Source organism: Anaerolineales bacterium, from assembly GCA_003105035.1.
Lineage (GTDB): Bacteria > Chloroflexota > Anaerolineae > Anaerolineales > UBA4823 > FEB-25.
Genome location: PQAL01000029.1, coordinates 1 through 18994, shown reverse-complemented (window position 1 = coordinate 18994; position 18994 = coordinate 1). Strand labels below are relative to the sequence as shown.

At 52.4% G+C, this 18994-nt stretch carries 17 protein-coding genes; 7 read left to right on the top strand and 10 right to left on the bottom strand.

Going from position 1 to position 18994, the window contains the following annotated elements:
- Window positions 1–3: 3 nt before the first annotated feature.
- Entirely contained in the window at window positions 4–648 is a 645-nt protein-coding gene (locus C3F13_12280; GenBank protein ID PWB52048.1) for a deoxynucleoside kinase, read from the bottom strand.
- 153 nt (window positions 649–801) lie between these two features.
- On the opposite strand from C3F13_12280, the gene C3F13_12275 reads away from it, so the two are divergent.
- Window positions 802–2019, top strand: a complete 1218-nt coding sequence (locus tag C3F13_12275; GenBank protein ID PWB52047.1) for a hypothetical protein — start codon at window positions 802–804, stop codon at window positions 2017–2019.
- 151 nt (window positions 2020–2170) lie between these two features.
- Complete coding sequence (locus C3F13_12270) at window positions 2171–2563, top strand: hypothetical protein (GenBank protein PWB52046.1); 393 nt, start codon at window positions 2171–2173, stop codon at window positions 2561–2563.
- A 10-nt stretch (window positions 2564–2573) separates the two neighbouring features.
- Here the strand turns inward: C3F13_12270 and C3F13_12265 are convergent, their stop codons facing one another.
- From C3F13_12265 to C3F13_12255, 3 genes are all read right to left on the bottom strand, one after another.
- Window positions 2574–3947 carry a two-component sensor histidine kinase gene (locus tag C3F13_12265; GenBank protein PWB52045.1) on the bottom strand — a complete coding sequence of 458 codons (1374 nt, stop codon included), beginning with the start codon at window positions 3945–3947 and terminating at the stop codon, window positions 2574–2576.
- A gap of 9 nt (window positions 3948–3956) precedes the next feature.
- Window positions 3957–4649 (bottom strand): DNA-binding response regulator, encoded by a 693-nt coding sequence (locus tag C3F13_12260; GenBank protein ID PWB52044.1) that lies wholly within the window; start codon window positions 4647–4649, stop codon window positions 3957–3959.
- Window positions 4650–4782: 133 nt separating this feature from the next.
- A complete protein-coding gene (locus tag C3F13_12255) occupies window positions 4783–5568 on the bottom strand; it encodes a hypothetical protein (protein PWB52043.1) in 786 nt (261 codons plus the stop codon).
- A 277-nt stretch (window positions 5569–5845) separates the two neighbouring features.
- Between C3F13_12255 and C3F13_12250 the strand changes: the two genes are divergently transcribed.
- From C3F13_12250 to C3F13_12235, 4 genes are read left to right on the top strand one after another with little or no spacing between them, the layout of a single operon-like run.
- Window positions 5846–7270, top strand: a complete 1425-nt coding sequence (locus C3F13_12250) for a hypothetical protein (GenBank protein PWB52042.1) — start codon at window positions 5846–5848, stop codon at window positions 7268–7270.
- Between the two features lie 11 nt (window positions 7271–7281).
- Complete coding sequence (locus C3F13_12245; GenBank protein ID PWB52115.1) at window positions 7282–8004, top strand: macrolide ABC transporter ATP-binding protein; 723 nt, start codon at window positions 7282–7284, stop codon at window positions 8002–8004.
- Window positions 8001–9245: a multidrug ABC transporter substrate-binding protein gene (locus tag C3F13_12240; GenBank protein ID PWB52041.1), complete on the top strand. Its 1245-nt coding sequence runs from the start codon at window positions 8001–8003 to the stop codon at window positions 9243–9245. Before C3F13_12245 ends, C3F13_12240 begins: the two co-directional genes overlap by 4 nt.
- A gap of 28 nt (window positions 9246–9273) precedes the next feature.
- Complete coding sequence (locus tag C3F13_12235; protein PWB52040.1) at window positions 9274–10074, top strand: hypothetical protein; 801 nt, start codon at window positions 9274–9276, stop codon at window positions 10072–10074.
- 159 nt (window positions 10075–10233) lie between these two features.
- On the opposite strand, the gene C3F13_12230 is transcribed toward C3F13_12235, so the two are convergent.
- Window positions 10234–12855 carry a ribonucleoside-diphosphate reductase, adenosylcobalamin-dependent gene (locus C3F13_12230; GenBank protein ID PWB52039.1) on the bottom strand — a complete coding sequence of 874 codons (2622 nt, stop codon included), beginning with the start codon at window positions 12853–12855 and terminating at the stop codon, window positions 10234–10236.
- Between the two features lie 30 nt (window positions 12856–12885).
- Window positions 12886–13335: a transcriptional repressor NrdR gene (locus C3F13_12225; protein ID PWB52038.1), complete on the bottom strand. Its 450-nt coding sequence runs from the start codon at window positions 13333–13335 to the stop codon at window positions 12886–12888.
- Between the two features lie 236 nt (window positions 13336–13571).
- Here C3F13_12225 and C3F13_12220 point away from each other — a divergent pair, with 236 nt between their 5' ends.
- Window positions 13572–13760, top strand: coding sequence for a hypothetical protein (locus tag C3F13_12220; protein ID PWB52037.1), 189 nt, complete (start codon window positions 13572–13574; stop codon window positions 13758–13760).
- A gap of 230 nt (window positions 13761–13990) precedes the next feature.
- Here the strand turns inward: C3F13_12220 and C3F13_12215 are convergent, their stop codons facing one another.
- The 4 genes from C3F13_12215 to C3F13_12200 form a co-directional block, all read right to left on the bottom strand.
- Complete coding sequence (locus C3F13_12215) at window positions 13991–15145, bottom strand: cell division protein FtsZ (protein PWB52036.1); 1155 nt, start codon at window positions 15143–15145, stop codon at window positions 13991–13993.
- A gap of 105 nt (window positions 15146–15250) precedes the next feature.
- Complete coding sequence (gene ftsA, locus C3F13_12210) at window positions 15251–16492, bottom strand: cell division protein FtsA (protein PWB52035.1); 1242 nt, start codon at window positions 16490–16492, stop codon at window positions 15251–15253.
- Between the two features lie 21 nt (window positions 16493–16513).
- Window positions 16514–17911 (bottom strand): hypothetical protein, encoded by a 1398-nt coding sequence (locus C3F13_12205; GenBank protein ID PWB52034.1) that lies wholly within the window; start codon window positions 17909–17911, stop codon window positions 16514–16516.
- A 3-nt stretch (window positions 17912–17914) separates the two neighbouring features.
- Window positions 17915–18994, bottom strand: a 1080-nt coding sequence (locus C3F13_12200) for a D-alanine--D-alanine ligase A (protein PWB52033.1), incomplete at its 5' end; no start/stop codon positions are given.

Sequence of the window (18994 nt, the reverse complement as noted above, 5' to 3'; positions counted from 1 at the left end):
GCCTCAACCAGCCGGAAATTCCAGCTCCTCTTTACCAGCCAATCGATCCTGGATACGCTGCACGACGACGTCCAGGTGCTGTGGCTTGTGCACAAAATCCAGGTCATCCGAGCTGATGGTGATAACCGGGCAAACGTCATAGATCTTCATCCAATCATCGTAAAATGATTCCAGCAGAGACAGGTATTCGCTGGTGATGCCAGTCTCAATGCTGCGCGCCCGGTTGTGGATGCGCTTCATCAGCACGTCAACCGGCGCTTTAAGGTAAATTAGAAGATCAGGGGGTGGTAGTTGGGATGTCACCAACTCAAACACACGCTGATAAGATTGGTAATCGCGTTCGTCGACGTTCCCCATCGTATGCAGCGCCCGGGCAAAGATGTAAAAGTCTTCAAAAATCGTGCGGTCGAAGATCACCGATTGGGGAATTTTCGACAGCTCGAGATACTGCGTAGCGCGGTGGCCAAGGAAAAAGATCTGCAGGTGGAACGACCACTCGTGCATATCACGGTAAAAATCAGCCAGGTAGGGGTTGTCCGCCACTGATTCAAAGGCACATTGCCAGCCCATGCGTACACTTAACCGCTCAGCGAGTGATGTTTTTCCGACTCCAATGTTACCGGCTACGATGATGATGCGTTTTGTCATGGACTGTCCTCCGAGGAATAATCTACGAACATGCTGGCGATGGAAGGCAAACCTCTGGAACAACTGACGTATAATTTACGTCATAGAGACTGCTGTGATTGATTTATTAAATCAAACATAATTATATGTTTGAACGCCTTGGAGGGAAAGAGCATGAAACGCCCACTTTTTACCATATCCACCCTGATCCTGATTGCCCTGTTTGCTGCGGCATGCAATATGCCCAGCACGGGTGAAGTTCCCCCTACTTCACCACCTCTCCCCACGCAAACAGGGCTACCATTGGTCACAATCACCCAACCGGTCACAGTCCCAACGACGATACCTACCCAGGTGGTGCCTTCAGCAACTGTCAGTGTACCCACGGCCACATCCACTCCTTTACCAACCGTTACACCCACCGCTGCACCGACGAATGTACCGGGAGCTTGTCTCGATAAGGTTAAGTTCATTGACGATATCACTATCCCGGATAACACTGAAATGTTGCCTGGTCAGGACTTTGTCAAGACATGGCGCTTGCAGAATGCCGGGACGTGCACCTGGAACAACCAATACTCACTCGTGTTTATCAGTGGTGACCAGATGAACGGCGTCAGCCCCTTGCCGCTGACTGGCACCACAGCACCCAATGCTACACTGGATGTATCGGCATCCATGAAATCCCCAGGCACTGTCGGCACTTATCAGGGCAATTGGGAGCTGCAAAATCCCTCCGGGGTGAAATTTGGCACAGGAAATAATGCCTCCGAACCCTTTTATGTACTCATTAAGGTGGTGGAAGGTGAATCTGCGCTCAACCTTGGCAACCCCACCTGGACGGACAACATGGATAACGTTACTTCGAGCTGGTATCTGCTGAGTACTGCCAATTCGAAGTTTACTCAGGGTGACGGAAAGCTGGTCATGACCCAGACTAATCCAGGCCAAGGTGATGAATGGGGATTATCCAACAAGGCCTCCATGAAAGATTATTACCTGCAGGCCACGTTCATTAACGGCGGTACATGCTCTGGTCTTGATAAATATGGCCTGCTGGCACGCGCCCCCGACCCGAGCCAGGGTTACGTGCTTGAATTTTCATGCGATGGCCGTTACCGCCTGTATACTTGGGAAGATAATACCTATGTCGCCCTTCAGGAATGGAAAGCTGCTTCCCCGATCAAGGCAGGTGCCAACCAGACCAATATCATGGGTATCTGGATGAAAGGGAATACCTTACGCATCTATGCAAATAGCTATAAGCTGGCTGAGTTCACTGACAGCACGTTTAGCCAGGGTCAGTTCGGTCTGGTGATCGGTGCAGCCGACACGCAAAACTTGACAATAAATGTTGATCAGGTCTCTTATTGGGACCTAACCAATCAATAATGAGTCGATTGATTAAGAAAGGAACCCTGCGTTAGCATTCATGCAGGGTTCTTTTTTTTAATCCAGCTCGAACAATCCTGAAATGATTCCTTAACGATATCTAAATAAGCTCCCGATATACTGGTCAAAAGGATATTAATCGGGTTCGAACATGTCACGAAACACCATCATGCTTGTCAGCGCGGATGATTCATTGGCGAAATCCATCCTGACCAGCCTGGTCCAATCAGGATACAAAGCCATTCACTCAACCAGGGGGGTGGGGGCAGTCGACCTGATCCAAAACGAGAGTCCTGCACTTGTCGTGCTCGATATAAGTGTGCCGGACTTTAACAGCCTGGCGATCATCCGTTCTCTACGCCAGAACGATGTCTCAAGTCACATCCCGGTTATTTTGGTAGGAACAAATATGCGGGAAGAGGATGTTTTAATCGGTCTGGAAGTTGGTGCTGACCTGTGTTTGAGGGAGACTTTCCACCCACAGGTGTTCATCGCTCGAGTACACTCGCTTCTTCGTAGGTACGAGCTGATGACCGCTCAATAAGAAAATATAGCTAAATATCAATTAAAGATTTTAGCGTGATGGTGAATTCTGCACCTTGCCCAGGTGAGCTTATTACGCTGATATTTCCACCATGCGCCTCAACGATAGACTTCACGATCGCTAATCCCAACCCCGACTCACCGTTATGCGGGCGAGATTTATCTCCCCGGTAGAAGCGGTCGAATATATGCGATAAGTCTTCAGCTGCAATCCCCCTGCCAGTATCCTTCACGCGCAGGAAAACAGAGTCTCCTGTGCATGATGCTCCCAGAATCACGCACCCGCCTTCAGGAGTATAGCGAAATGCGTTTAAGATCAGGTTGTCAAGCACTTGTGACATGCGCTCAACATCCACCTTGATCAAAGGAAGATTATCTTCGGCCTCGATTTTCAGTTCGACTTTATATTGTTCGCTCGCCACGGCGTGGCGAGCTGCCACTCTCTCAAGCAAGGCCTGAGGGTAGATGGTTTGCTCGGTCAGGGGTAGCTCACCTGTATCAGCCAGGCTGAGCAAGCGCAAGTCATCCACCAGGCGATCCAGGTGCTTCGTCTCCTGTAACAGGATGTCATAAACTTCGGGAGTGCCAGGCAGTTTATTATCGCTGAGTGCTTCGGCATATCCGGTAATGACGCTCAGCGGGGATCGCAAGTCGTGGGCAATATCCGCAGTCATTTGCCGCCGAGCCTGGGTAGCCTGATCCAGGTCCAGGCTCATCTGATTGAAAGATTCAGCTAATTTCCCAATTTCGTCCTTCGAGCGCACCGTGACCTGTTTTCCGAACCTGCCTTTGGCGATTTCAATAGTAGCCTCAGTGAGCTCACGCAATGAACGCGTCATAGTAAACGCCAGCAATCCTCCCAAACAAACAGCCAGTAGTACAGCTACCGATGCACTTAGGAGTGTCGCCGTATTGACGTTGCGTAGAAAATTTCCTTCAGGGGTGTTAGGCGTAAAACTACGCTGGATGGGCGTCAGAATCAGCCATCCAATGGTTTGATTATCCCACTGCAGGTTGATGGCGTGACTCACCGTACTCTTACTCAACGTCTGACCGATTTCATCCGGTTGATTACTGAAGATGACCACCCTGTCCGGCCCGACCAGGGTGAAGGGACTGCCACCACGCGGGTCACCGTGTCCTCCCGTTGGCTGCAATGGCAGCGGCATTTGCGCATATAAAATATCGTTACTCACCCCTGCCCATGACCCATTCGCCTGGTAGTAGGCCTCCAGGTTGTCTGCAAGTGTCTGCTGCTCCTGGTTCACAATGAAATTGTTGAATGCCGTCCGTGTCTGCGTCTGGATGATGACCGTCACCAGGATTGAGCCCGTCAGGCCGACCAGTAGAAAGGCCAGGGTTAGTTTTACCGCCAATGAGCGCATCACAGGCTTTTATCCTATATTTGGGTTGGCGAAGCGGTATCCCGCTCCGTACACGGTCTCTATGTAGGTGGGATTGGCTGAGTCAAGCTCGATCTTTGCCCTCAGGTTACGGATGTGCACATCAATCGTACGTTCATAGCCCTCATAGGCACTCCCCTGCAGTCGATCCAACAGCTCAAGGCGTGAGAAGACCCTGCCGGGAGTAGCCATCAATGTAGCCAACAGCGAGAATTCAGAAGGTGTCAGCTCCACGATTTGGCCATCCACGGTGGTTGTCCTTCCTGCCCAATCCAGCTCGATAGTTCCAATCCTCAAAATCTCTGCTGAGCTGGTCTGTTTCTCTGCCCGGCGCAGCACCGCTCTCACCCGGGCGGTCAGCTCGCGCGGACTGAAGGGCTTGGTCACATAGTCGTCTGCCCCCAGCTCAAGCCCAAGCACCTTGTCATTCTCGTCGATCTTGGCGGTCAGAATCACCACCGGGGTATCGGCTTCCCGGTTGTAACAGCGCATGAACTCGTACCCGCCCATTTCAGGCATCATCAGGTCCAGGATGATCAAATTGGGTTTTTCGTGCCGGGCAACGAATAACGCTTCTTGACCATCACTGGCTGTAACCACATCGAAGCCTTCCTGGGTAAGATAGGATTTTAGCAATGTTCGTAATTCGAGTTTATCGTCGACTACCAGGATTTTTTTGGTCATAAGCTGATTTTATCATCTCTATTAGGAAATCTAGTTACCGAGCATCCCCGTTATCCATTAAGGGAGTATCCGGGGGGCTCATTCCCGGATACTTTACCCTTATGAGGAGGAGAAGAAATGAAACGTCGGGGTGTTATGGAGTTGTTGAAGGTGGAGTGCCAGAGTCAGGCATGAAGCCTCCTTCGCCACAGCGGCCGTGTGGACCACCATGACCGCCCCAGCCACCCATCCCACCAGTGAACATATTGCTGCTTTTACTGAGGATTTGATCAGCCTGGGCCTGAGTAATGACACCCGCTGAGACCGCTGCAGTGACTGCTGAGGTGTAAGCTGCCTGCATACTCGACTGGAAGGTGCTGTCGTTGTGTAAGGCATATTCACCTTTCATCAGATCCGCCTGCTCCTGGCTCAGCGTACCGTCCGTCACCAACTGGTCAAGATTGGCATTGTAAGCTGTAGTCTGTGCGGTTTTTAAGGCCTCCACACTGATCCCCAGGGCATCAGCCAGGTAAGTATTGAAGTCGATACCATTTTGTCCTAACCAGCCATCCCAGCGGTTGCCGAATGGGAATGCATTTCCATTGGAAGTCAGCTGGTCAGCTTGCGCCTGGGTGATCAATCCCTGCGATACAGCGTCTTTCAACGCATTGGTATATGCAGTCTGGTTGGCGGTATTCAGCTCGTCCAGGGTGATCCCGAGTGCATCTGCCAGGTTCTGGCTGTTATAGCCTTCATTCATGCCTTTACCAGGCCCACCAGGGCCAGGCTGTGTGGTTGTGCTGGTTATACCGGTAGATGTAGTTCCTGTTGAGGTTGTGGGTGTAGCCGCTTCGACCGATTGGTAGGCGATAACGCCGAAAGCTGTGGCGATGGCCAGCGCACCTAAAACAAGGATGGATATGATTCGTTTGTTTTGCATTCTTAGATTTTTATCTCCTTTACTTTTTTTTAGTATTTGATCCACTGTGGATCTGCCTGAAGGATAACAATCTGATATTTAGGAATTATTAAGAAGTTATTTTGTTAGGATTAAAGTTCCTGGTAAGCAGGTTCAGAGGGGCAAAAGTGTTTCTGCCATCGCCGAGCTATACATCAGGTGAAATTCATAACAATTTCTAAATAATCTCCTAACCTTGTCTTTATAGCTTTTTCCTACAATTTACAGGGATAAATCTGATTGTTCTCTAAGGAGGCATATGTTCAAGAAACCTGTATTTTGGATTTTAGTCGTTGTCATCCTGGCTGCTGCAGCGGGAGGGTACTATTACTATCAACACACCGCTACCACGGTCGAAGCTTCCAGCGCTACTCCACTTCAGACGGCTACAGTTAAAAGAGGCAATCTGGTGCTTTCCGCCAGTGGTACGGGTGCAGTGATCAGCGAGAGTGAAACCCAGCTCGGTTTCGAAAACGGTGGTTTGCTTGCTCATCTGAACGTCGCTGTGGGTGATGAGGTCAAGAATGGGGATGTGCTTGCAGTCTCCTCACCCAGTGACTCAGCTGCAACCATTCAGTCCAAGCTTACATCAGCCAGGCTGGCCGTCTTACAAGCCCAACAAAATCTGGATGATCTGACTTCAGCTACCAACACCGCCGTAAGCCTGGATCAATTGCAATCTGACCTGGCAACCAGGCAGGTGAGTGTCTACGACAACCAATCCAACCTTACCGACCTGGTCAATGAGCGGGCATCTATGAACGGCAAGCGCTGTGATTCTGATACGATTGAAAGCAAACTGGAAGCCTACCAGATTGCCCTGGATCGCTGGAACCGCTCAGACCACCTAACGAACAGCACAGAATATCAGCAGATGGTTGCTGCGCTATATAACTATAACTGGTGCAACGCCAATTATTCGCAGGAAGAGCTGGAAGCGAAAGACGCCGAGATTGCCTCCATGAAAGCTACCATCAAGCTGCTGGTATCACAGATTGCAGAAGACCAGTCACAGATTGAAGCCCTGAGCTCAGGCACATCCAATACATTGGACCAACAGATTGCCCAAGCTAAGCTAGATGATGCCCAAGCCAGCTTGGCTGTGGTTGAATCTGAATCGGTCAGCAACACCATCACCGCTCCATTCGATGGCACGATCATCGCGATCTCAAACAAGGTGGGGGATGATGTGGGAACTCAGAAATTCATCACCATCGCCGACCTCAGCCAACCCTACCTGGAAGTGTTGTTGGATGAATCAGACCTGAATAATGTAGGCATCGGCTATGAAGTTTCGGTTACCTTTGACGCCTTACCCAACCAGACCTTCACTGGCAAGATCGTCGCGATCAACCCTAGCCTGTCCAATGCCTTCAACGTCACGGCCATCCAGACCACCGCAAAATTGGACACCTCCTCCTTCTCCAAACCTCAAAACCTCCCGATCGGATTAAGTGCTACGGTCGAAGTGATCAGCGAGCAGGCAAATAACACCCTGCTCGTACCTGTCGAAGCCCTGCACGAGATTTCCACGGACAGTTATGGTGTCTTCGTAATGGAAAATGGCACCCCAACCTTTAAGACCGTGGAAGTCGGGTTGCAAGACTACACCTATGCGGAGATCAAATCAGGCTTGAACGAAGGCGATGTGGTTACCACCGGAATTGTGGAGACGTCTAAATGACCGGATCATCCATTATTGAGCTTAACCAGATAATAAAGATTTACCAGATGGGTGATGTCAAGGTCACCGCACTGGATGGTGTTAGCTTGAATGTTCAGGAAGGTGAATTCCTAGCCATCATGGGGCCATCGGGCTCAGGTAAATCCACCCTGATGAACATCCTGGGTTGTCTCGATCGGCCGACCAGTGGAACGTACCTTTTGGCAGGTCAGGATGTCAGCCGCATGAGTCGCGAGCAGCTGGCCCACATCCGCAATCAGAAGATTGGTTTTATTTTCCAATCTTACAACCTCTTAGCCCAGGCAACCGCAGTTCAGAATGTGCTTATGCCCATCGTATATCGTCACAACGGGCATATCCCAAACAAGGATAGAGTAGAAATGGCCCACAATGCCCTGGTTTCTGTGGGACTGGTGGACCGGGATCATCATAAACCCACTGAGATGTCAGGCGGACAACAGCAACGAGTAGCCATTGCCCGGGCGTTAATCAACTCTCCTGCGCTTATCTTAGCCGATGAACCCACAGGTAACCTGGATTCTCACTCTGGCAAGGAGATCATGGAGATCCTGCAAAATTTACACTCCGAAGGCAGAACGATTGTGATGATCACCCATGATGCCAAGAACGCTGCGTATGCAGAGCGGACCATCCAACTGAAGGATGGTCGGCTCAATGGCAACAACAATCCTGTCGATATGCCGGTTCAGGCAGTCGCGGGAGGCCTGGCATGAAAATCTCAGAAGTCCTAAGGATCGCTGCCGAAGGTATCTCCCGGAATAAGCTGCGCGCTCTACTTACCATGCTGGGTGTGATCATCGGTGTGGCAGCGGTCATCATCATGATCGCCATCAGCGCCGGTACCGAAGCTACCATCGCTGAAAATATCCAGAGCCTGGGCACCAATTTACTTTTTGTTACTCAAAGCATGGGCGGGCAGATGTCCATGGGACCCTCTCGCACCTCTGGGTCGAATTCGAACTTCCTGATTTATGATGATGCGAAGGCCATCGAAAGCTCCATCTCGGGCATCTCTGGTGTTGTGGTCGAACGCGATATTTCAGAAACGATTAAATACGGGAGCAATTCTGTGGATAGTGCATCGGTGGTAGGGTCCACTTCATCCTACCCGGAAGTCAGGGACCTCACTGTCGCCTCCGGACGCTTCCTGACCGATAATGACATTGAAAAAGCTGCCAAGGTAGCAGTGCTGGGGTACAGTACTGCACAGACCCTTTTTGGAGATGCCGATCCAGTGGGTGAAAAGATTACTGTCGGTGACATCAAACTGACCGTGGTGGGTGTCATGGATAAAAAGGGTGTGGTTGGCAACACCAACTATGACGAGCGGGTGTACATCCCGCTCACCCTGGTATTCGAAAAATTCACCTTCTCTCCTTTTGCCCGTGTGCAGGGCCAACAGGTAGGCACCGTCCTCGTACAGGTGGCTGATCTGAAAACCATGGACAATGTCATCACCCAGATCCAGATCCTGCTTGCCAAGCGCCACGACACCACGGTTGCAGACCTGCCGTTCACAGTCCGGACGCAGGAGGATATCATCACCACCCAGGAATCGACCACGGCGGCTTTTCGCCAGTTACTCGCCTGGGTGGCAGCCGTCTCACTGGTGGTGGGTGGGATCGGCATTATGAACATCATGCTGGTCAGCGTCACTGAGCGGACGCGTGAGATCGGCATCCGCCAGGCGACTGGTGCTACACCAGGGGACGTGCGCGGGCAGTTCCTGACTGAAGCACTCCTGCTAAGCCTGACAGGTGGCCTGATTGGCATTATCGCTGGCGTGGGTGGCGCATATATCTTCGAGCAGATCGGTGGTATGCGTACCGTTGTGGTACCTTCCTCCATCCTGCTGGCTTTTGCCTCGGCAGCCATCGTGGGTATATTCTTCGGGTTTTACCCGGCCAACAAGGCTGCGCAGCTTGATCCGATTGAGGCTTTACGCCATGAATAATGTTGATCGAATTTGATAAGGAGAAAACATGAAACGAAATGGACTCTTATTGTTACTATTATCCATAATCCTCGCATGGGGATTATCCGGTTGCCAGGCGTCGTCCAGCTCATCCATTGCAGCAGCCAATAGCACAGGCACGAACGACTCTCAAAATGCCACCAGTATGTCTGAAGTGAACCAATTACTGGTGGGCACGCTAAAGCTGGATGGTACAGCCAATGCGTTGACGTCTGAACAGGCTGCACAGCTGCTACCCCTCTGGCAGGCATATCTCTCGCTGAGTAACAGTGATACAGCAGCAGAAGCTGAAGTGGGCGGTTTACTAAAACAAATCCAAGCCAGCATGACGGCACAACAGATAGATGCCATTACTGACATGAATCTGACCAGCACCGATATGATGGAGCTGATGCAATCTATGGGTGGACCGATGGGACCGCGTGGGACTCCTGACCCAAATAGCACCCCGAGCTTTGATTTTCCCAGCGGCGGAAATTTCCAAGCCGGAGGCGAGCCTCCTGAAGGCTTCAGCGGTTCTCCTCCCAGCGGATTTGGATCAGGTGGGTCCACGGGTGGTCAACGGCCAAATATGCCCTCCGGTGGATTGGTTATCCAGGGAGGGCCGATGGGTGATGTTGGCAGTGCTGCTGGTTTGGGTGGAGGACCCATGGGGCAAGGCACTCAGGATCCATCCATTCAGGCCACCGCTCAGGCCCGCTTCAGCACCCAGGCTAACCGGGTGAATACTATGCTTCTGCAGGCGTTAATCATGAAATTACAATCCTTAACAGGAGCAACTCAGCCCACCCCCACACCCACACCTTGATATTTTTCCCCTATAGGGGCGCTGGGGAGGAATCCTGCGCACAGCACTGAACATCCTCCCCAGCGCTCCAACCGAGATTTAAATTTTCTTATCCCACAATCATTAGATAAAAAAACAGGGCACCCGATCGGTGCCCTGGAATTTTATTTTCAAGCCTATCTAGCATTCCGAATAGCCACATGCGTAGCATTTGCGGCAGCCTTCTTCATTAACCACTGCTGCCTGGCCACACTCCGGGCACAGGTCTCCGATCCGAAACGCCGGCTGCACCGTGGACATTTGTTTTTCCACGATATCTGATGGCCTGATGGGCCTTTTATCATACCCACCATTACCACTGTAGGCAGCGGCTTCCTGGTATTCTTCCGAATCATCCAGGTATTCCGCCAGCGTCTGGGCTACCCCATCGGGAAGTGACCGTACACGGTTTGGCCCGAACCCCAGGCTACGTCCACCTCCGATGCCTGAAAGCTGCTTGACGATCTCTTTCAGGCGTTCACGTGGCAGGACAGGTGATGCCAGGCGCAGCAGGTAGGATATCAGGCGTCCAATCGCCTCCGATACTGCGGCAGTCTCGGAGCCAGCCTTAGCTGTACTCACAAACACTTCAAATGGATGGTCACCACCATTTTCATTAACAGTCACAAATGCCTTGCCTACCGGGGTGCTGATACTATAGGTGTATCCACGCAAGCGGCGCGGGCGAGGCTTCTTGGTAGCTGACCACTTGTGCTCTGTGTCACCATAATCACTGGAATGCCCGGCTTCATATATTTTTTCTTCACGGGCAGGTTGTTCTTTCTCGCGCGATGTGGCTTTCGTTTCGAGTACTACCTTCTGGCGTGAACCGGTTACGTACACGGTGATGCCTTTGCATCCCAGTTTCCAGGCCAGCATGTAGACCATAGCCACATCCTCTTCGGTGGCGTTGGCCGGGAAATTGACCGTCTTACTCAGGCTGTTGTCAACAAATGCCTGCATGGCGGCCTGGGTACGCACATGCTCTTCTGCGGTGATATCCAATGAAACGACGAACACCTGCTGGATTGACTCAGGCACGGCCTGGATCCCCTGGCAGGTGCCACTCTCCATCACCTCATCAACGATCGCCTGGCGTGTGACTTCATCTATTCCAGCTTCGATGAGGGCATCTTCAAACTGTGGGCTGGTATATACCAGAGGCAGGTCTTGCCCCTGATCATTGACATGGCGGATGTAAGCCAGGGCGAAGACTGGCTCACAGCCATAGCCTTCGCAGCCCGCCACCGTAGCGATCGTCCCGGTAGGTGCGATGGTGGTTTGAGCGGCATTGCGGATGCCGTGTTCCTTGATCCCATTTACGACAACCTGCCAATCAATGTTGGGGCGCTCGAAATTGCGCGCAAACGGTGTGATCGGTCGGGGCGGCTTCCATGACACACCTTCGGGATCGTAAATCGATCCCTTGATGGCAGGAAATGATCCGCGTTGCTCTGCCAGCTTGATGCTGGTAAGCATGGCATGGTAGCGGATGAATTCCATCACCTGGGCAGCGAATTCTTGCCCTTCCTCCGAACCATAGCGAATACCCGCATGATACATCAAGTCGCCCAGGCCCATTAATCCAAGCCCAATCCGGCGCGCCTGCTCAGCAGCTCGTTTGAGCTGGGGAACTGCCGGGACGTATGCATTCGCCTGGATAACATCATCCAGGAAAATGGTCGATAGTTCAACCGCCTGGCGTAGTTTTTCCCAATCCACCTGGTGGTCAGCACCGAACATCTCTGCCAGGTTGATCGAACCCAGACAACAATTTTCATACGGCCCAAGCCACTGCTCACCACAGGGGTTGGTCGCTTCCAGCTGGTATAGGTGGGGTACCGGATTGTGACGGTTAGCTGTATCCAGGAACAACATGCCTGGCTCACCGTTATGGTGGGCTTGCTTGACGATTTTATTAAACAAATCGCGAGCCCGCACCTGGTGGTGGGTTTGAACAGGAATCCCCTTCTTCTCTGCAGCTTCAAGCGTCCCGTGGAATTCATGATATTCGGGGCTGGCAACATCGGGGAAACACAGGTCCCACTGGGCATCTTCTTCGACAGCCTTCATGAAGGCATCGGTGATCCCCACAGAAATGTTAAAGTTGGTAATGGCGTTTTCGTCAGTTTTACAGGTGATAAAGTCTTCGATATCCGGGTGATCGACGCGCAGGACAGCCATATTGGCTCCGCGGCGCGTACCGCCCTGGGCAATCTCACCGAATGCCTGGTCATAAACCCGCAGAAAACCCACCGGGCCTGTGGCCTGCCCGGCAGAGGACTTTACCAGGGTGTTTTTTGGTCTTAATCTCGAAAAAGAAAAACCATTGCCTCCCCCGGTCTGTTGAATCAGGGCAGCATCACGCAATGTCTGGAAAATACCGGCTTCATTCCTGCCCATGTCATCTGCGATGGGCAACACGAAACAAGCAGCCAGCTGGCCGAGGGGAGTACCAGCACCGGTAAATGTCGGCGAGTTGGGGAAGAACTGCTTTCTGGTAAGTAGTTGATAAAACTCAACGGCTCGGTCCATCTCTGGGACATTCCAGGTCGTTTCTACCCTGGCAACGTGGTATGCCACCCGCCAAAACATCTCATCCACACTCTCGGCGGGCTGCCCTTCACGGTTACGCCGCACATACCGCCGGATCAACACCTGGCGCGCATTATCGGTTAGCTCTATGGCAGGCAAGCCTGGAGGCATCTCTGGTGTGGGTAATAGACCGTACCGGTCAATTTTCTTTTCTGAAGTCTGTGCCATATTTATAACTCCGCTTATCCCCTAATTTGCTCAGCCTTCCAAAAGGCGGTCGATCTCTGTGCGGATCGACCGCAGGTCATCTAATCCCAGGTAAACGATGGCATACCGAATATAGGCAATCTGGTCCATCTCCTTCAGTCCAGCAATGACCATATCGCCTACTACCCGCGAGGACACTTCTGCGCGCCCCATGGCCTGCAAGGTGGCTTCTATCTCGCCTACCAGGCGGTCAACATCCGCGGCTGGCACCGGGCGCTTGGCACACGCGATGCGTATGCCCCGGCTTAATTTTTCGTGGTCAAATTCCTCGCGTGTCCCATCCTGCTTAACGATCAACGGTGTAGCCAGGATCGGCCGTTCATAGGTGCTGAATCTCTGTCCACAACTTTCACATTCCCGGCGGCGTCGCACGCCTCCGCGAGTGTCGTGAGAAGTATCAATGACCCGTGATTCATCATGTCGGCAATAAGGACAGCGCATATCGTTTACCTAGTTCTTAGAACATTTGTAATCGCTATAGGCGGGGGCTCCACAACCTTTAACCCGCATAGGTGGGAGTGGAGATGCTCAAATTTTAGCACAGGGTTACCCCTCCTGCAAGAGAAATATGAGCGATTATTCTTAAAATATTGAAGTTGATTTAATTCTTTAAGATTGCGATAAAGTTGATGTCTATATAATGAAGAAGATACTTCTTCGAAGGTGTGTTTTCCCCCATGTTTACCCATTCTTGCGGTAAAAACGCCATCTCCAATGGCTGCGAAAACTTTATTACTCCACCACCCACCCTGCCTGGAATGATCACTTCGCAGGCGGGCGGGCCGGCGGGGATTGCCGGGAGGAGGAGGCCGGCAATCCCCTACCAAGCTTACTACCTCACCCAAACGATCACGCTCAACCCATAATCCGGAAAATAGCAGGGTGAAGGTAAACCAACAATTTTCCCGCTTTTTTACGAGATGGAGAGCGCTCTCCATCCGTATCGAGCAGGGATAGTGCCATAGATATCCATCAGGATTCCTGATAGACACCTGAAACTTGCTCAATGATCCCTGGCGCAGACCCCCCCAGACTTTGTCGCCAGGTACTGCGCGTGCCATGCTGATCCTTATCCTAGATCAGTCTATATCCATGCTTAGCTGCGATTGCGGTTCCGCAGGAAGGTTGGGATATCCAGGTCTTCCGTTTTTATAGTGCGCGGCGCAAAGTCGGTCTTGGCCACCTCGATAGGCTGCGCTTCACGCGCCACCTCTTCCTGGTGCATAATGGGCATTTCAGTCCGTAAAGGGTTCTTCTGAGTTTCAGCAGCCCTCCGGACTGCGATACCTGAACGCTCAAAACCGGTTGCAATGACCGTTACGCGCACATCATCACCCATATTCTGGTCGATCACAGCCCCGAAGATCAGGTTGACATCAGGATGGGCAGTTTCTTTAATGATGGCTGCAGCTTGGTTGACCTCAAACAAGGTCAAGTCAGGTCCACCGGTTACGTTAAACAGGATGCCGCGCGCCCCATCAATGGTGATGTCCAGTAGCTGGCTGGAGATGGCTTGTTCTGCAGCCATACGGGCTCGTTCATCTCCCTTGCCGTTGCCGACAGCCATTAAGGCAGCCCCACCTTCTGACATGATGGTACGGACGTCAGCAAAGTCCAGGTTGATCAAGCCGGGTACGGTGATCAACTCTGAGATGCCCTGGACACCCTGGCGCAGGACGTCATCCGCGATGCGGAAGGCATCCTGTAAATTGGCATGCTTATCGACGATCTGCAACAGGCGGTCATTGGGGATGACGATCAATGTATCAGCCTGCTCTTTTAATTTCTCGATGCCTTGTTCAGCCACCTGAATTCGCTTTGAGCCTTCAAACGCGAAGGGACGGGTTACGACACCGATCGTCAGTGCACCCAGCTCACGCCCGATCTGGGCAATGATTGAGGCTGCCCCTGTCCCAGTCCCACCGCCCATACCGGCGGTAACAAAGACCATATCGGCCCCGCGCAGCACGTTGTACAGGGCCTCCTGTGATTCCTCGGCTGCCTTGCTTCCCTGCTCAGGGTTTCCACCTGAACCGAGACCGCGGGTTAGCTTCTCGCCGATCCTCACCCTGGTGGCTGCACTGGAGAGCATGAGTGCCTGGGCATCGGTGTTGATGGCGATGAATTCAACACCCTGCAGGCCTTCCTTTATCATCCGTTCGACGGCATTACATCCGCCGCCGCCGACACCCACCACCTTGATGTGGGCAAATGATTCCAACTGGCTAGTAAAACTACTGATTTGATTCATATGTACGATCCTCCTCCAAATAAAATGTAATGATTTTGTTCCTTCGTCCGTGTTATAACCGGACTTCTATTATTGCTCAGGCGATTACTCTTTTTCATAATTGGCTTATGGTAGCAACCTCCTAAGAAAATCTTTTACCGAACCCCATTCGAATCCAGCTGCCACCGGACCAATCCGCATTCCAGTGCGAGCTGACTGCACATAAATGTCTGTCATCAATAAAGCCCACTTCAACAACCCTACACTCGTCGAGTACGCTGGTGATTGCAGTTTGTCCGACATGCCGATCAGGTTTTCCGGCATGGCAACGCGCACCGGCAGGTTAAGTGTCTGGCTCGCAAGGGCACGAATACCTGGCAAGTTGCTGGTTCCACCCGTGAGCACCAACCCGGCGGGCAGCAAGCCATCATACCCCGAGCGCTTGATCTCTTGCAAGACCAAGCTGAACATCTCCTCCACCCGGGCTTCGATGATATGAGCCAGCTCCCGCCGATTTATCTCCACTGACACCTCTTCACCAAATGGCTTCACCCCAAAAGATTCACCTGGGGGAACCTCATCTCGGATGGCATGCCCGTGTTTGATCTTGACTTCCTCAGCCTGGCTGATGGGAAGCCGTAATCCATGGGCAATGTCGGAGGTGATGTGATCGCCGCCAACAGCCAGGACATTGGTATGCCACACATCTCCACCAATATAGATCGCCATATCGGTGGTGCCACCGCCCATGTCACAGATCACGACGCCCATCTCGCGTTCAGTTTCGGTCAGCACTACTTCAGCGGAAGCCAGCGGGTTGAGCACAAATTGTGAAACCTCCACGCCTGCTGCTCCAACGCACTGTCGCAGGTTTTCCACCGAGGCTGCTGACGCGGTGATGATGTGGGTTTCCACCTCAAGTCTGTAGCCATGCATGCCCAGTGGCTTGCGGATGCCCTCCTGACCGTCAATACTGAAACCGCGCTGGATGATGTGGATGATTTCACGATTATGGGGGATGTTCACCGCCTTGGCAGCATCGATCGCCCGGGCAATATCACCTTCATCGATCATCCTCCCGGCAATCCCCACCACTCCCCGGCTGTTCACCGAAGAAACCTGCGAGCCTGCCAGGCTGACAATGGCTGAGTCAATTTCCATGCCACAGGTGCGCTCGGCTTTTTCGACGGAGCGTACCACAGCCTGTGAGGCCGCCACCATGTCCACCACTACACCCTTGCGTACCCCCTGTGAAGGCTCGATGCCCACTCCCAGGATGCGTAGAGTCCCAGGAACTTCTTCACGCCCAACCAGGGTACAGATCTTGGTGGTTCCGATATCAATTGCGACAATAACAGGTTCGTCCATAATCACTTCTTTGCGGTAGGTTTACCGCTCCATCCGATAATATGGTGCGTGGACATACTCCACGCTGATCAACGCCGGTTGTATTCCCTGGCTCGCCAGGCGCTCCACCAGAGATTGATACACTGCTAATTTCATGTCCATGTCTTCGTCTTCTGCGCCAAAAAACACATCCCAGCCATTAGGATCGTTCCATCCTAACCCGTGCTCGCTGTCATAGACCAATAAAGTGTCAGGAGGCATCTTGGACCCCAGGGAGAGGATGGCAGCTACCAGGTCAGGGGATAACCGCATTACTGGTATGGTGGTTGTCGTGATGGGCACCTGGCTGGCAATCTCAATATCTTCCATGCTGGCAGGTTCACCCATGACTATCGTGGGAGGAGAGCCATGTCCTTCTACCTTCACCAAAGTGGTCGAAATCGTCCCACGCACCGGGAAGGAGTATCCATCCGCGTCTACCCACATCTCGTTTCCGTCCTGGACCCAGTCAACAACTGGCACGCGCTCGGTCACGACTACTTTTACGCTGGCAGGTAGATTCACTTTCACTGCGATTTTCGAAAGCTCGGGGAAAGCCTGGTGCAGTGCTTCGTCCACATGGCTTGGGTTGACGGTGAAAATCGATTTTCCTGCCGTTCGTGCGACAGCATTCAGATCGCTCATGGTCAACCGTTCCAAACCTACAACCTGCAAGGAATTCACCTGGAATACAGGAGCCTTCCACATCAGGACCAGGCAAGCGGCCATCATCAACACCATCAGCAATGACACTGCCCTCCACCCAATATGCACAAGTGGAAGGGATGGCAAGCGAACTTCAGCACCAGTCACATGCAGGGGTACATCGATGCGACGTTTCGGAGGTTTTTGCTTATTCGCTCTCGATGAGGCGGTCCTTCCAAATGCCATCCCGCCCATCCCACCTCGGACCATAACCGGTGGAGTGGATTCGGAACGCGATTCATACACACGTCGGTTTTTGTGGGGTAAAAATCCATCCTCTGATCCGGTTTTTCGCTGGGTTTCCACATGCGCAGCGGCTTCATACGTGTTCTCTGTTCGCCGGGCTTTTCTTGGAGGCCGGCTTTCGTTTGTTGGAGCGTTACCCTGAGGATTGAGCAGAGCTGCGGTGGCCTTTCTGCCTGTCTTTTTCACGCTGGACGTGAGCCTGGCACCAATCTTTCCAGGGACATCAACCAGGTCAATGCCAGAGAGCCTTACATTACTATTAACCACCTGTTCACGCAGCGATGGACCTTTTGCCGGGCTTGTCTTCCGCCTGGCAGACTGGTGCCCGGATGAGGAACTAGGCGCTGAGGGTGTATACGATATCCCCTCGCGCCTCATTTTCCGCTTGCGGGCTCTACCCAGATCCTTGGAGGATCCGATCCTGTTTTTTCCCTGCTCCAGATTACTCATAATTCATCCCAAATACCGGTGTATATTTTTTTGGCAGTCTTCTTTACGCTCAAGCGCCAGCTCAATCAAACGGTCAACAAGCTGTGGATAAGGAAGTCCGCAGGCTTCCCATAATTTCGGATACATGCTGATCGAAGTAAAACCAGGGATGGTGTTCAACTCATTCAGATAGACTTCTCCTGTGACACGATCGAGCAGGAAATCGACGCGTGCCATACCCTGGCAATCGATCGCCTTGAACGCTTTAACAGCCAGCTTCCTGATCCGCGCACTGGTTTTCTCCGGGATGGGTGCAGGGATGAGCAGTTGTGAAGCGTTGTCAATATACTTGGCTTCATAGGAATAAAACTCACGGCTTGGAACCACCTCACCCGGGACGGAGACTTCCGGATCATCATTACCCAGCACACTCACTTCGATCTCGCGGGCGTTGATTCCTTGCTGAATCAGGATACGCCGATCATAACGGGCGGCTTCCATGATCCCTTCCATCAGGTCCGAGCGGTTGTTACATTTGCTCACACCCACCGACGACCCAAGGTTGGCTGGCTTGACGAACAACGGGTATGGAGCGAGTTTTTCCGCCTGCGTGATCACACTATTCATCTGCCCGGGGAGGATGCTGCGCAGGACAACCATTCCATCCGCGATGGGGATACGGTTGGCGCGCATCACATCCTGGAACAGACCTTTATCCATGCCCACCGATGATCCCAGCACTCCTGCACCAACGTACGCGATATCGGCTAACTCCAACAATCCCTGCAAGGTACCGTCTTCGCCATAGGTTCCGTGCAACACCGGGAAGACCACATCTAGCTTGCCAAGCAGCTTGATCACCAGACCGAACTCTGTTTTCTGGACGATATGGATGCCCGCCCAGGAAGGATCAGGCAGGAGCGCCGCAGTTTGGAGATCATCCAGCTTCTCCTTCTGCATGGCCTCCAGCACGTTCATTCCGGTCAGCCAGGTTCCATCCCGGGTGATGCCGATCTGGATGACATCGTAACGGAATGGATCAAGCACATCCAGGACTGAGCGCGCTGATTGGAGTGAGATCTCGTATTCACCCGAGCGCCCACC